Genomic DNA, 15014 nt, shown 5'->3' with positions numbered 1-15014 from the left:
CTTAAGAGTTTATCTTTTAAGCCCTTTTTTTATTTCCTGCTTCAAAAAATTCTGTTAAATTGTAGCTCCAAATCCATAGGAAATTTAATTCCTTTTTATAGTCAAATGATGCACTATTCCTACCAGCTACAACAAATCCCTAAACAGGTACTTCTCTCATTGATAGGCTTGTTATTGGCAGCAGCATGTGTTAAAAAAGATCAAAACAATACCGGGGAAAAAAAGGAGCAGAAAGACTTCTTATTCAGCAAAGTCCCTGCAGAGGAAACGGGAATAGATTTTACAAACCAGGTAAAGAACGAAAAGGACTTTAATATCTTCAAATACCGTAATTTTTATAATGGAGCCGGGGTAGGAATTGGTGATATCAATAATGATGGCCTGCCAGATGTTTACCTCACTTCAAATATGGGTGAAAATAAACTCTACCTCAACCTGGGCGACTTTAAATTCAAGGATATCACAGCAACTTCAGGAACAGGAGGCACTAAAGCCTGGTCTACAGGAGTAACTCTTGTGGATATCAATCACGACGGCTATCTTGATATTTATGTAAGCAATGCAGGGAATATAGAAGGTGAAGACCGCCGCAATGAATTGTTCATTAATAATGGTGACCTTACATTTACAGAGGCTGCAGCTCAATATAATCTTGATGAGAATGGTTTTACCACCCATGCCGCATTTTTTGATTTTGATGGGGATGGAGATCTTGATGTGTACATCCTCAATAACAGTTTTATTCCGGTTTCAAGCCTGGGATATGCCAATAAAAGAGATTTAAGAAGTGATGACTGGAACCTGCCTGAAGTTTTTAAAGGCGGGGGCGATAAATTGCTGAAAAACAACAATGGAGTTTTTGAAGATGTGAGTGAAGAGGCCGGCATCTATGGGAGCCTTATTGGCTTTGGTCTGGGTGTTACCATTGGCGATGTAAATAATGACAATCTACCCGATATATATGTATCCAATGATTTTTATGAACGGGATTATCTGTACATCAACCAGGGCGACGGTACTTTTAGGGAACAAATTAAAGATTATATTTCTCATTTAAGCCTTTCCTCCATGGGGGCAGATCTGGCCGATATCAATAATGACGGCTTTCCGGAAATTTTTGTAACAGATATGTTGCCAGAGGATGATGAACGGCTAAAGAACACAAGTGATTTCGAGCGGTACGACCTTTACAAACGCAAACTGGATAATGATTTTTACCACCAGTATATGCAGAACACCCTGCAGCTTAACAATACCAATAACACCTTTAGCGAAATAGCATTTTACAGCGGGGTCGCTGAAACAGACTGGAGCTGGGGTGCCCTTATCTTTGATATGGATAATGACGGTTTCAAGGATATCTTTGTAAGCAACGGGATTTATCATGACCTTACAAACCAGGATTTCATGGACTTTTTTGCCAATGATATACTTCAAAAAATGGTACTTACCGGCAAAAAGAAGGAATTTGATTCAATCCTCAATCAAATGCCAAGTACTCCCATTCCAAACTATGCTTTTAAAAATAATGGGAACCTTACCTTCGAAAATGTAGCTGAAGATTGGGGACTGGCTACCCCGGGTTTCTCAAATGGTTCTGCTTATGGGGATCTTGACGGGGATGGGGATTTAGACCTTATTGTGAGCAATGTGAATAGTGAGCTTTCTGTTTATAGAAATAATTCAGATAAAATGACCGCTAACAATTTCCTGAAGGTCAACCTTAAAGGAGAAGGAAAAAACACCTTTGCAATAGGCAGCCGCGTAAACCTCTATATAAAAGATAAAATCATTTACCAGGAATTGATCCCTACACGGGGCTTCCAATCCTCCATAGATTATGCCCTTACCTTTGGACTTGGTGAAGCCGTAAAAATAGATTCCTTGCAGGTTATATGGCCAAACCGGCAAATTGAGATGGTTTATGATATAGCTGTGAACCAGGTGCTTATGTTGGACCAACAGAATGCAGATTTCGATATTTCAGTACCTGTGCCTTCCACCACTCCCCTATTTAGCCAGCACAACCACAAGCTACAGGCTCATAAGGAAGACAATTACGTGGATTTTGACTATGAGGGGCTAATACATCAAATGCTTTCAAGGGAAGGACCTGCTCTTGCTGTGGGTGATGTGGATGGTGACGGTAATGAGGATATTTTTATTGGAGGCGCCCGCAACCAGCCAGGGAAATTATACCTGCAGCGTTCTCCCGGTAATTTTACAGAAGCTAATAATGAGATATTTATCCAGGATGCAGAATTTGAAGATGTCGATGCCATTTTTGCAGATGTTACAGGAAATGGTAAAAAAGATCTTATAGTAGTTTCTGGAGGTAACAATGTTCGTGCTGAAGGCTCTCTTTATCAACCAAGAATTTATGAAAACAGGGGAAATGCAAATTTTGTGCGGTTGGAAAATACATTACCATCTACAGGACATAATGCGGCAGTAGTAACCGCTCACGATTTTGATGGGGATGGAGACCTGGACCTTTTTATTGGAAGTCGCAGTGTCCCGGGCATTTATGGCATAAACCCTACTCACCAGTTACTGGAAAATGATGGTAATGGGAATTTTAAGGATGTAACAGAAGCAAAGGCATTTGAGTTAAAAAATATCGGGATGATTACCTCTGCTATTTGGGAGGATATGGATGGAGATGGGAAAAAAGACCTGGTAGTCACAGGAGACTGGATGGCACCTAAAATATTCAGATCCACTCCCCAGGGCTTGCTCCCATATAATACCAACCTTGATGAATTTACGGGTGCCTGGACGGCTGTTGCTGCAATAGATCTTAACAACAATGGCCATAAGGATCTCATCCTGGGCAACCGGGGTACCAATTCATTCTATAACCCTTCTTTGGAAGGACCTGTTAAGGTTTACATCAACGACTTTGATAATAATGGTACTATTGAACAAATTTTCACCCGTCCAATTAATGGAAAAGATATTCCCGTTCATTTAAGAAGGGAACTTGCAGGACAAATTTCTTCTATCAAAAAACAAAACCTCAAATTCTCTGAATATGCGAAAAGGTCCATAGACCAATTATTTTCAGCAGAGATCCTGGAAAACTCTATAGTAAAGAATATTTCAACGTTTAAAAGTATGGTGGCTATCAATAATGGAGATGGCACTTTTACAGTGGAAGAATTACCAGCCGAGGTGCAATTATCCAGCATTCATGCCCTTGAAATATTTGAAACTAAAGTGGGTAATAAAAATATCATTCTAGCCGGGAATAACCATAATCTCAAACCACAGTTTACCCGCCTGGATGCCAACCAGGGGATCGTTTTAAACAGAAGTAAAGAAAGCTCCTACCATATCATGAAACCTGAAGAATCAGGTCTTATTTTAAAAGGACAGGTACGTGCCCTTCGCCTGTTCACTAATAGGAAAGGGGAAAAATTCCTCATTGCGGGAAAAAATAATGAGTCTCCTGAAATATACAAATTGAACTAATGGGTAAGCTCAATAATTACATAGGTTCATTTTTACCCCTGCTCTTGACAGCAGTATTTTTTATTGTCACAGGCTGTAAAAACGACCCTAAAGAGGAGTTTCTCTTCAAGACGCCGGCTGTTAAGGAAACAGGACTTGATTTCACCAACACCCTTACAGAAACAGATGTCTTGAACATTCTGGATTATTTGTACTTCTACAATGGCGGTGGTGTTGCCATTGGCGATATTAATAATGATGGCCTTCCCGATATATATTTAACAGGCAATCAGGTTCCAAATAAGCTTTTCTTAAACCAGGGGAACATGAAGTTTGAGGATATAACAAAAACTGCCGGGGTTGCAGGTAATTCAAGCTGGAATACGGGCGTAACCATGGCCGATGTCAATGGGGACGGCTACCTGGATATTTATGTTTGTGCAGTGGTAGGCATTAATGGATTACGCGGGAAGAATGAACTATTCATCAATAACGGGGACAATACGTTTACGGAAGAAGCTGAAAAATATGGCCTGGCAATTCAAAACTACTCCTCTACCGCGGCTTTTTTTGATTATGATAATGATGGCGATCTGGATATGTATCTTTTAAACCATGCGGTACATACAGTAAATACTTATGGCCCGGCAGATATAAGAAATAATCGTACTGTAGAAAGTGGAGATAAATTATTTCGAAATGATAACGGAAAGTTCATAGATGTAAGTGAAGAAGCGGGAATATACGGTGGTGCAAACGGGTATGGACTAGGACTGGCAACGGCCGATTTCAATAATGATGGTCTTACAGATATTTACGTAAGCAATGATTTCCATGAAGATGATTATTACTATATCAATAACGGAGATGGCACTTTTACTGAAGAACTTAAAGAAAAATTCACCCATGTAAGCAGGTTCTCTATGGGGAGTGACGTGGGGGATGTGAACAATGACGGGTATCCAGATATCTTAACCCTGGACATGCTCCCCGAAGACGAAAAGGTGCTTAAAGCCTCTATGGGAGATGACCCACTGGACCTTCATAATATGAAGATCAACCGGCTTAATTACCACCAGCAATACACCCGTAATATGTTGCAAATAAACCGGAGTGGGGAATATTTTCAGGAAATGGGATTGTACAGCGGCCTTGCAGCGACAGACTGGAGCTGGAGCCCTCTTTTTGTGGACCTTGACCTCGATGGGCATCAGGATGTTTTTATAGCCACAGGTATACCACGACGGCCTAATGATCTTGATTATATAAAATACGTATCCAATGAACAAATACAGCAAAAGATCACCACTACCAAGCTTGTAGACCAGAAAGCTCTGGATATGATGCCAAGTGGAAAGGTTCATAATTACATCCTTCGGGGCTCCCGGGATCTAAAGTTCAGTGATCAATCGGGTAAATGGTTTGGCAGGGATTCCATAATCTCCACTGGCGCCGCCTGGGGCGACCTTAATAATAATGGAGCAATGGATATTGTAACCAATAATATTAACCACCCCGCAACTTTATATGTAAACAACTTCGCAGGAAATTCTTCTTATTTAAAGATAAAAATGAATTTTACTGCTCCCAACACATTTGGTATTGGCTCTAAAGTGATCTCTTACCATAACGGAAATATGCAGCTGAAACAATTATATACCACACGGGGTTTCCAATCCTCGTCTGAGCCAATCATTCATTTTGGTTATGGTGACCTGCAAAAAGTAGATTCCCTGCTGGTAATATGGCCAGATAATACTGCTGAAAGATTATATGATGTACGGCTAAATCAAACTCTCAACCTCACGCCGGGGGAAAACAGGGAGAATGTTAATTATAAAAAGGTCTTTCCAAAACCGGAGCCTTTTTTTACCAAAATTGATTCAATCCCGGGTATAGACTATGTTCATAAAGAAAACAATTATGTGGACTTTAACCGGCAAAAACTTATTCCCTATAAAATTTCAGACCGCGGCCCTGCCAGTGTAGTGGCCGACTTTAATGGGGACGGGCTTGATGATATTTTCTTTGGAGGTTCAAAACTTGCGCCGTCTTCTATATACTACCAATCCTCCCGGGGATTCAAAAAACAGAATTTCAGCGATATCTTAAATGACTCTATTACCGAGGATATTTCAGTCATTGCAGAAGACCTCAATAACAATGGCCACAAGGACCTATTTGTGGTTTCGGGGGGAGGGGAATTCTATGGAGATAGCAAGGCCCTGCTTGACCGGTATTATGTAAATGACGGTAAGACCTTCAGCAAAAATGAACTTCCCTCCTACTATGAAAATGGGAAGGTAGTAAGGGCGTATGATTATGATAATGACGGATTCCAGGACCTCTTTATAGGTAGTGGCGCTGTTTCCAATAACTTCGGAAAGATCCCCGGCTCCTACCTTCTTAAGAACAACAAGGGGAGCTTCGAAATTATAGAGAATGAAGAATTAAGGAATATTGGCATGGTAACTGATGCTATTTGGACAGATTTTGACGGTGACAATAACAAAGATCTTATTGTGGTGGGAGAATGGATGAGTCCGCGGTTCTTTAGAAATGAAAACGGAATTCTGAAGGACAGGACCTCCCAATTTACAAAGGAACATCTCAAAGGGCTGTGGCAAAGTATTATTCCCTTTGATATAAACGGTGATGGCAAAATGGATTATTTATTGGGTAATTGGGGCTTAAACACGAAATTCAATGCCAGCAAAAATGAGCCATTGCGTATGTATTACGGCGATTTTGATGGTAACGGCAGTACCGAAACTATAGTGGCCTATTCCAGAAATGGTCAATATTACCCCGTTGCAGGATTGGATGAACTGGTGAGCCAGCTATCTTATCTAAGGAAAAAGTTTCCTGCATACAAGAATTTTGCAGGCAAAACTATAGAAGAGATCTTTGATAAGGAACAACTGGAAAAGGCAGAGCTTTTAACAGTCGAAACAATGGCCTCTGGATATTTGCTAAATTCAGGCGGAACATTTACTTTTAAAGAGTTTGAAGCTCCTTTACAGGTAGCACCGATTACCTCCTTTTTAGTAGAGGATTTTAACAATGACGGGGAAAATGAAGCATTGGTTGCAGGAAATTATTTTGGTGTAACCCCATACCATGGGAACTTCAGTAGCCTGGCGGGTGCTATGATCACTTCATCAGGAAAAATAATTGAAGCAGACCACCTGGGGCTTAACCTTACCCAAAAGAGTGTGAGAAATCTTGCGATAATAAGGATTGATGGAGAAAGATATTTAATGGTAACAGTGAACAATGACAAGCCACAATTTTACAAACTTGCAAAATAAGATGAGGAATATTCTGCATATTTTTATCATAGCATTACTGCTGGGCGGCTGTGAGAAACAGGCAGAACCTATTGAGATAACTGCAGGGGATTATCACAATGCCATGGACCGGCTAACGGAGATCATGGTGCACGATATTTTTTCTCCTCCTGTTGCCAGCAGGATCTATGCCTATTCTAATATTGCAGCTTATGAGGTTCTGGTAAAGGGAAATAACAAATTAAAATCATTCTCCCATACTTATAAAGATTTCGAACCTTTACCCGATCCAGATACCACAGCAAACATTAATTTCCAGCTCGCTGCCCTTATAGCGCATATGGAGATAGGAAAGCAGCTTATTTTTTCAGAAAATGAACTTCTAACTTATCGCGATAGCCTTTATACTGCCTGGAAAAAACAAAATAAGAGGGTTTTTGAAGCTTCAAAGAATTACGGATTGGAAGTAGCCGGCCACGTTGCAAACTGGAAAAGTAAGGATAATTACAAGGAGACCCGCACCCTTCCAAAATTTTCTGTATATTCAGATGAGCCCCATCGCTGGCAGCCTACTCCCCCACTTTATATGGATGGAATTGAGCCTCACTGGGCTAAAATAAGAACATTTTCCATGGACTCGGCCTCACAATTTAAACCCGCTCCCCCACCTGAATTTTCTATGGAAAAAATTCTAAATTCCAACAAGAGCTTATGGAAGTTTATACTTTGAGATATTCACTCGATACTCTTGGTAATGAAAGCGAGGAGATACAAACAGCCAGGTTCTGGGACTGTAACCCCTATGTATCAACTCAGCGGGGGCACCTTATGTTTGCAACCAAAAAAATTACCCCGGGCGGCCATTGGATGGGAATTACGAAAATTGCCAGTAAAAAAAGGGATCTGGATTTTGACAGGACGGTATATGCCTATGCCGCAACATCTGTTGCCATTGCCGATGCTTTTATAAGCTGCTGGGAAGAAAAATATAGTAGTGAGCTTATACGGCCCGAAACTCTAATTAACAGCTTTATAGATGAAAACTGGGCACCGGTACTACAAACCCCTCCCTTTCCGGAATATCCCAGTGGCCACTCTGTAGTATCTGGAGCTGCGGCAACCGTTTTGACCCAATTGTTTGGAGAGGACTTTTCTTATGATGACGATACCGAAGTAAAATATGGCCTGCCGGTAAGGTCCTTTAATTCTTTTCACCAGGCAGCCAACGAGGCTGCTTTAAGCAGGCTTTACGGCGGTATACACTATAGGAGTGCTATTGAAGAAGGTTTATCCCAGGGATTGAACCTTGGGGCCCACGTCGTAAAAGATCTTGCCTTACAGCCTTTAAATATGTAATTTCCCAACTTGAATGCATAAGACCAATTTGATTCGCATTTTTTTGCTCCTGCTTGCTGTTTTGGGAATATGGTATTTTATCTTGAAAAGCTACGATTATTCAATAAGTTTTAAGGCAGCTGGTCTGCCCGGGGAGGTATACCAGAAGATCCTGGCATTCGATTATGAAAACTTAGGGAATATTAATGACCTAAATCGTACCCCGTTTAATGAAATTGAGCAACAAGCCAGTGTTGAAGGTACTAATCTGGAAATAACATGGCTCTTTGAAGAAGAAAATGATAGTACAACCAGGGTAAAGGTTCTGGTAAATGAGGAGAATACTTTTCTTTCCAGGCTACAATTACTCACCGGCAGCAGCACTACGCAGGAAATTCTATCACAGGATCTAAAAAGATTAAAGTGGGCCCTTGAAATGGATACCGAACAATATAAGGTGGAGATTACCGGAATGGTGCCTTCACCTGCTGCAACCTGTGCTTGCATATCGCTCGAAAACAAAATAGAAAAAAAGGCCGGGGATATGATGCAAACAATTGGCAGGCTGGCTGAATTTATGAAGCAAAATGAATTGGAAATGGCAGGAAAGCCAAGGATACAGGTTAACAACTGGGATCTTCCAGCTAACAAGATCTTTTATGAATTTTGTTTTCCTATTGGTACAGGTAGTATAAAAGTTCCTGCGAAAGGTATTTACTTTAAAGATTTCCCGGCAAAGAATTCCATTCACGCAATTTATAATGGAAATTATATGTACTCTCACCTTGCCTGGATAAGGATTCTGGATTATGCTGAAAAGAATAATCACGAAATAACAAAGACTCCCCTGGAGATCTTCCAGGAAAATCCTGAGTTGGGAGGTGATTCAAGGTTTTGGCGAGCAGATATTTATTTACCTTTAAAATAGATAGTATTTCCTTACAGGATATATTTTAAATAAAAAGGGGCTTCTTCACCAGCCCCTTTTTTATCACGTAAAAAAATTTTTATAATGACATTGCCTTCCCGCTGCCTAGTTCTGTCACCGGGCCGCAGGCAATATATTCGCCAGGGATAGGATCATACCACAGGACATTTTCACCAATTTCCTCGCTGGCTTTCCAGGCCCAAATTGCCATTCCCCTTACATCTGTAAGATAAGAATAAGCCCCGGCCTCAAAATCCATTTTTTCTTCGGGATCCTTATCCATTGGATCCTGCGTCTCTGTATTTCGGCGCATATAATCCTCACGTTGCTCAGGGGTGGCCCTTAAATATTTATCAACGATCTGCCGGTATTCTTCTTCATCACCGTTTTCAGGCTCCTTATCGAACATATCATTAAAAGCCGCGGCAAAGGCGTTGGCACCTCTATTAAAATTTCTTTGCCTTTCCTCACTTGCCACCTCGTTCATATAGGAATCTATGAAATTGGCAATATTAAGATCATTAGCGCCCGGCGTTTCTGTAGCAGGAAGTATAATATTCAATACCTGTTTTAAGGCAGCTCCATTGGAAACAGAGAGGAAAACCGGTTCCCAATCCACCTTTGGATCATTCTTACAACTTTGTAGCAGGCCCAGGGTCGTGGGCCCCACAACCATGATCCCTGCTCCCAGTCCTAAATTTTTTAAAGCTTGTCTTCTATTCATAATACTTTTTTATGCATTGGACTTTTTGAAATTCTTTGATGCATGATCGGCTGCACGGGCAGTCATAGCCATGTACGTCAATGAAGGATTCTGGCAGGCGGCAGAGGTCATGAAAGAACCATCTGTAACATACACATTCGGCACATCGTGCACCTGGTTATTACCATTTAGGACAGAGGTCTTACGGTCTCTACCCATTCTTGCAGTTCCCATTTCATGAATACCCAAACCAGGGGCTCCAATATCGTCGTAACCGTTCACATCTTTAAACCCGGCTTTCTCCAGCATGGCAACAGCCTGCTCGACCATATCTTTGCGCATTTGAAGCTCGTTTTCTTTAAATTCGGCATCAAAAGTTACAGTTGGCAGTCCCCATTCATCCAGCTTATCATAATCCAGGGTCATTTTATTTTCATGATAAGGTAGTGTTTCACCAAAGCCCATGAGGCCCATATTCCAACCTCCCGGTTTTACTATAGCTTCTTTAAGTTCCTTTCCATATCCTGCTTCTGCAATGTTTGCAGCCCAGTCTCCACGGCTGGCACCTCCCTGGTATCCATACCCACGGGTGAATCCAAGATTGTCACTCCCGTTTAGGTTTCTAAAACGCGGTAAATAGATTCCGTTTGGTTTTCGACCTTTATAGTACATATCTTCAAAACCTTCATATCTACCAGAGGCGCCGGCTTTAAAATGATGGTCCATCACATTATGCCCAAGTTCACCACTGTCATTACCCATTCCATTCGGGAATCGGTCAGATTTTGACTGCATTAAAATACTGGTAGATGCAATGGCAGATGCGCATAAAAAGATAACATTGGCTTTATATTCTATGGTTTCCTTTGTTTCAGCATCGATTATTTTTACACCGGTCGCCCGTTTATTATCTGCATCATACATCACCTCGTGCACGACAGAATTTGGTCTTAATGTCATATTCCCTGTACGTTCTGCAGCAGGTAAGGTCGAAGAGTTACTGCTAAAGTAAGCTCCATAAGGACAGCCTCTAATACACCTGTTCCTATATTGGCAGGCTGCGCGGCCTTCAAATTGTTTATCACCTGTAATATGGGCTACCCGTCCCGCGGTTAAAACACGGCCTTCAAAATTTTCAGCCATATTTTTCCTCAAATGATCCTCCACACAATTTAATTCCATGGGGGGAAGGAATTTACCATCTGGCAACTGGCTTAAGCCAAGATTTTCCCCGCTTATTCCCACGAAAGATTCTACATAATCATACCAGGGTGCAATGTCTTTATATCTTATTGGCCAGTCTACTGCCACACCTTCTTGTTGGTTGGCTGTAAAATCCAGGTCGCTTAATCTATAACTATGTCTACCCCACATTATTGATCTTCCGCCAACATGGTATCCCCTCATCCAGTCAAATCTCTTAACCTCATTATATGGATGCTTCACATCATCTACAAACCAGTGTTTACTCGCCTCATTAACAGTATAACCTGTTCGTGCCTGCTTTTCCTGCCTTTTAGCTTCCTCACGTGGAACCTGCCCTTTAAACTTATAGTCCCAAGGGTCATCGTTCATCGTTGGATAGTCTTCCACATGTTTAACCATGCGTCCCCTCTCCAGCACCAAAGTTTTAAAACCTTTTTCACATAATTCCTTAGCGGCCCAACCGCCACTAATTCCTGTTCCTACAACGATAGCGTCATAAGTGTCGTTTTCATAAATTTTACTCACAATCTGGTTATTAGTTTACTATTTGGGTTAACGTATTGAGCCAAATATATCAATTATTGTTTAGTATTTTACAGGTTTAAAAAAAAGTCTACATTTAAGATTCTAAAAAAACCATCTAAACTTTAAAATTAAATTAACCTTTTAAGCCTTAAACATGACCCAAAAATTAACAAAATTTTTATCTTCTTTATTCCTCGCTCTCCTGTTCCTTGCAGGTTTTAGTTCATGTAAAAATGAAGACAAAAAAAATGTAGATACTGCTGAACAGCAAACCGATGAAAATATAGAAGAAGAGCTGTTTTTCAAGTTGTCCCTTGCACAATGGTCGCTAAGCCGCCCAATTTTCGAAGGTGAAATGGATCCTCTTGATTTTGCTGAAAAAGCGAATGAACTTGGATTTGAAGGAATTGAATATGTAAGTGGGCTGTATAATCCATGGCTGGAAAAAGCAGGTAATTCACCTGAAGCTATGCAATCTTTACTGGATACTCTTAAAAACAGAAGTAATAGATATAATGTAGAAAATGTCCTTATTATGGTAGATGGTGAAGGAGACCTTGCAATACCAAATGAAGAGGAAAGAAACCAGGCGGTTGAGAATCATAAGAAATGGGTAGATGCTGCCAGTTTTCTTGGAGCAAAGGCCATTAGAGTAAACCTTTTTGGTAGTGACAAGCCTGAAGAATGGAAAGCAGCCTCGATAGATGGCCTTAAAAAACTTTCAGATTATGCAGCCGGGAAAAACATCAATGTTCTCGTAGAGAATCACGGCTACCTTTCCTCCAACGCTGCATTACTTGTAGAAGTTATGGAAGGTGTGAATATGGAAAACTGTGGTACCCTGCCAGATTTTGGAAATTTTTGCTTAAAACGTGAAGGCGGTGAACGCTGGGAAGCTGCTTGTGTAGATGAATATCCAAAATATCAGGGCGTTGAAGAGATGATGCCTCACGCTATGGCCGTAAGTGCAAAATCCTATGAATTTGATGAAAATGGGCAGGAAACCAGCATCGACTACGGCAGGATGCTTCAAATCGTAAAGGATGCAGGCTATACAGGTTATATTGGGGTTGAATTTGAAGGGCAAGATCTAAGCGCTGAAGAAGGTATAATTGCAACCAGAGACCTTTTAATCGAAGAAGGACAAAAATTAAATAACTAATCACCAACTTTCATTGCATGAAAAATACTGTACGCTTTCAATTGTCTACAATGATGTTCCTTGAATTCTTTATTTGGGGTGGTTGGTTTGTAACTCTTGGAACTTTTCTTGGAAATAATTTACAGGCCACGGGTGGACAAACTGCCATGGCTTTTTCAACACAATCCTGGGGGCTATAATAGCTCCCTTCATTATCGGGTTAATTGCAGATAGGTTCTTCAATGCCGAGCGCATTCTGGGCTTCCTTCACCTTGCAGGAGCAGGGCTGCTCTACATGATGTATCAAAGCGAGGATTTTGCTACCTTCTATCCCTATGTTTTGGGATATATGATCATCTATATGCCTACACTGGCACTGGTAAATTCAATATCTTTTTTCCAAATGAATGATCCCGAAAAACAATTTTCTGGCATAAGGGTGTTTGGTACCCTGGGATGGATCATCTCAGGATTAGTGATAAGTTTGGTCTTTGCCTGGGATGCACCTGCAGCCCGCGCAGTGGGAATGCTTAGGTACACTTTTCTTATGGTAGCAATCGCTTCAGCTGTACTGGGACTTTTCAGTTTTACCTTGCCTAAGACTCCTCCAAGCAGTAAAGACGAGAAGGTTACCCTTAGGGATATTCTTGGACTGGAGGCTCTGGCTTTATTAAAAGGCAGGAATTTCCTTATGTTCTTTATCTCTTCTGTACTTATTTGTATTCCGCTTGCCTTTTATTACCAGAATGCAAACCCTTTCCTTGCTGAAGTTGGAATGGAAGATCCTACGGCTATGATGACTATCGGACAAATTTCAGAGGTATTATTCCTCCTGCTACTGCCTTTCTTCTTTAAAAAATTCGGCTTTAAGATCACTCTTTTGGCGGGAATGCTGACCTGGGCGCTTAGGTATTTATTATTTGCATATGGCGATGCGGGAGAACTTATGTATATGCTCATCATTGGAATAGCGCTTCACGGGATATGTTATGACTTCTTCTTTGTAGCCGGCCAAATCTATACCGATTCCAAGGCAGGGCCTAAAATTAAAAGTGCAGCACAGGGGTTAATTACCCTTGCCACATATGGCGTTGGTATGTTAATAGGATTTTGGGTTGCAGGACAAATAAGTGATATGTATCTTAACCCCGATGGCAGCCACGACTGGGAAAGTATCTGGATAGTTCCCGCAGGATTTGCCTTTGTTGTAATGATATTATTTGCTATTTTCTTTAAAAATGAGAAGCTAGATAAAAAAGTAGTAGAAAACTTTTAAAAATACAAAATGAGTAAAAAAATAAAACTTGCTATTCTGGGTGGTGGTGGTGATTCCCTTATTGGAATCCTTCACAGGGTAGCATCGGGAATGTTTGATCAATTCGAAGTGGTAGGAGGTGTCTTCAATGTTGACCTGGAAGAAAGCCAAAATTTTGCCAGGAAAATTGGAATTGGGACCAACAGGATCTATAAGGACCTCGATGGCCTAATAGCTGCAGAGAATGCCCTTCCCGAGGAGGAAAGAGTGCAGGTAGTATCAATTCTCACTCCCAACTTCCTTCATTACCCAATGGCCAAACAGCTTTTGGAAAATGATTTTCACGTGATATGTGAAAAACCGTTGACCACCACATATGAAGAAGCAAAGATCCTGGAGGAAACTTATAAAAATTCAAATTCCATATTTGCCGTAACCTATACCTATACCGGGTACCCAATGGTACGCCAAATGAAAGAGATGATTGCTGAAGGAGTCCTGGGAAAGATCCAGAAAATTGATGTACAATATTACCAGGGGTGGATAAATCCAATCATTCACGATGAGGAAAAAAGAGCGAATACCTGGAGACTCAATCCTGAAAAATCGGGAATAAGTTGCTGTGTGGGGGATATTGGAACCCACGCCTTTGATATGATAGAATACGTAAGTGGTATGGAAGTCAAGAATATCCTTGCAGATCTTAATTACCTGTACAGGGATAATCGTATGGATATTGACGGCACAATTCTCCTGCGGTTCGACGAATATGTAAAAGGAGTAATTAGGACCAGCCAGATAGCAACGGGGGAAGAAAATAATTTTACCGTGAGTATCTATGGAGAAAAGGCGGGCCTGAAATGGGAACAGGAAAACCCGAATTATTTATATCTTCTCGAAGAGGGAGAGCCTATGAGGGTCCTGAAACCGGGGCACGCCTATAATAGCAAATTATCCCTGGACGGCACAAAACTTCCACCTGGACACCCGGAGGGTATCTTTGATTCCATGGGCAATATCTATAAAGGAGTTGCGCGTGCTATTAGAAAAGAGGACTATCACCCGGGGGAATTCCCTACAATACACGATGGGATAAGGGGAATGAATTTTATAGAAAAAGCAGTAGAATCTCACCGGCAGGGAAACATCTGGGTAGAGATAGATGAATAGGAACCAAA

General features: G+C 41.0%; 9 protein-coding genes and 1 pseudogene. 8 read left to right on the top strand and 2 right to left on the bottom strand.

The features are described 5' to 3' along the window. The first annotated feature begins 108 nt into the window (after positions 1–108). From FHG64_RS18460 to FHG64_RS18445, 5 genes are read left to right on the top strand one after another with little or no spacing between them, the layout of a single operon-like run. Entirely contained in the window at positions 109–3474 is a 3366-nt protein-coding gene (locus FHG64_RS18460; protein ID WP_139068020.1) for a VCBS repeat-containing protein, read from the top strand. Continuing rightward, positions 3474–6764, top strand: a complete 3291-nt coding sequence (locus FHG64_RS18455; RefSeq protein ID WP_139067761.1) for a VCBS repeat-containing protein — start codon at positions 3474–3476, stop codon at positions 6762–6764. Before FHG64_RS18460 ends, FHG64_RS18455 begins: the two co-directional genes overlap by 1 nt. 1 nt (position 6765) lies before the next feature. Next, positions 6766–7473: a hypothetical protein gene (locus FHG64_RS19940; protein WP_317133578.1), complete on the top strand. Its 708-nt coding sequence runs from the start codon at positions 6766–6768 to the stop codon at positions 7471–7473. Continuing rightward, the gene (locus tag FHG64_RS19935; RefSeq protein WP_317133577.1) at positions 7455–8099 is read left to right on the top strand and encodes a vanadium-dependent haloperoxidase; all 645 of its coding nucleotides are present in this window, start codon (positions 7455–7457) and stop codon (positions 8097–8099) included. The genes FHG64_RS19940 and FHG64_RS19935 overlap by 19 nt, the downstream gene beginning before the upstream one ends. Positions 8100–8112: 13 nt before the next feature. After that, positions 8113–9006, top strand: coding sequence for a GyrI-like domain-containing protein (locus FHG64_RS18445; protein WP_139067760.1), 894 nt, complete (start codon positions 8113–8115; stop codon positions 9004–9006). Between the two features lie 79 nt (positions 9007–9085). On the opposite strand, the gene FHG64_RS18440 is transcribed toward FHG64_RS18445, so the two are convergent. Together FHG64_RS18440 and FHG64_RS18435 are read right to left on the bottom strand one after the other, a co-directional pair. Further along, positions 9086–9730, bottom strand: coding sequence for a gluconate 2-dehydrogenase subunit 3 family protein (locus FHG64_RS18440; RefSeq protein WP_139067759.1), 645 nt, complete (start codon positions 9728–9730; stop codon positions 9086–9088). A gap of 9 nt (positions 9731–9739) precedes the next feature. Beyond that, positions 9740–11440 carry a GMC oxidoreductase gene (locus tag FHG64_RS18435; RefSeq protein WP_139067758.1) on the bottom strand — a complete coding sequence of 567 codons (1701 nt, stop codon included), beginning with the start codon at positions 11438–11440 and terminating at the stop codon, positions 9740–9742. A gap of 154 nt (positions 11441–11594) precedes the next feature. Between FHG64_RS18435 and FHG64_RS18430 the strand changes: the two genes are divergently transcribed. From FHG64_RS18430 to FHG64_RS18420, 3 genes and pseudogenes are all read left to right on the top strand, one after another. Then, positions 11595–12602 (top strand): sugar phosphate isomerase/epimerase family protein, encoded by a 1008-nt coding sequence (locus tag FHG64_RS18430; protein WP_139067757.1) that lies wholly within the window; start codon positions 11595–11597, stop codon positions 12600–12602. Positions 12603–12619: 17 nt separating this feature from the next. Then, positions 12620–13857: pseudogene (locus tag FHG64_RS18425) on the top strand (nucleoside permease). 9 nt (positions 13858–13866) lie between these two features. Continuing rightward, positions 13867–15006 carry a Gfo/Idh/MocA family protein gene (locus FHG64_RS18420; protein WP_139067756.1) on the top strand — a complete coding sequence of 380 codons (1140 nt, stop codon included), beginning with the start codon at positions 13867–13869 and terminating at the stop codon, positions 15004–15006. The last annotated feature ends 8 nt before the right edge of the window (positions 15007–15014 follow it).

Source organism: Antarcticibacterium flavum (assembly GCF_006159205.1).
Taxonomy (GTDB): domain Bacteria; phylum Bacteroidota; class Bacteroidia; order Flavobacteriales; family Flavobacteriaceae; genus Gillisia; species Gillisia flava.
The sequence above is the reverse complement of the archived record's forward strand: the minus strand, read 5'-3'. Positions and strand labels throughout refer to the sequence as shown.

Excerpts from the sequence above, each read along its gene's own strand:
- FHG64_RS18460 (WP_139068020.1), top strand. The coding sequence starts at position 109 with ATGCACTATTCCTACCAGCTACAACAAATCCCTAAACAGGTACTTCTC.
- FHG64_RS18455 (WP_139067761.1), top strand. The coding sequence starts at position 3,474 with ATGGGTAAGCTCAATAATTACATAGGTTCATTTTTACCCCTGCTCTTG.
- FHG64_RS19940 (WP_317133578.1), top strand. The coding sequence starts at position 6,766 with ATGAGGAATATTCTGCATATTTTTATCATAGCATTACTGCTGGGCGGC.
- FHG64_RS19935 (WP_317133577.1), top strand. The coding sequence starts at position 7,455 with ATGGAAGTTTATACTTTGAGATATTCACTCGATACTCTTGGTAATGAA.
- FHG64_RS18445 (WP_139067760.1), top strand. The coding sequence starts at position 8,113 with ATGCATAAGACCAATTTGATTCGCATTTTTTTGCTCCTGCTTGCTGTT.
- FHG64_RS18440 (WP_139067759.1), bottom strand. The coding sequence starts at position 9,730 with ATGAATAGAAGACAAGCTTTAAAAAATTTAGGACTGGGAGCAGGGATC.
- FHG64_RS18430 (WP_139067757.1), top strand. The coding sequence starts at position 11,595 with ATGACCCAAAAATTAACAAAATTTTTATCTTCTTTATTCCTCGCTCTC.
- FHG64_RS18420 (WP_139067756.1), top strand. The coding sequence starts at position 13,867 with ATGAGTAAAAAAATAAAACTTGCTATTCTGGGTGGTGGTGGTGATTCC.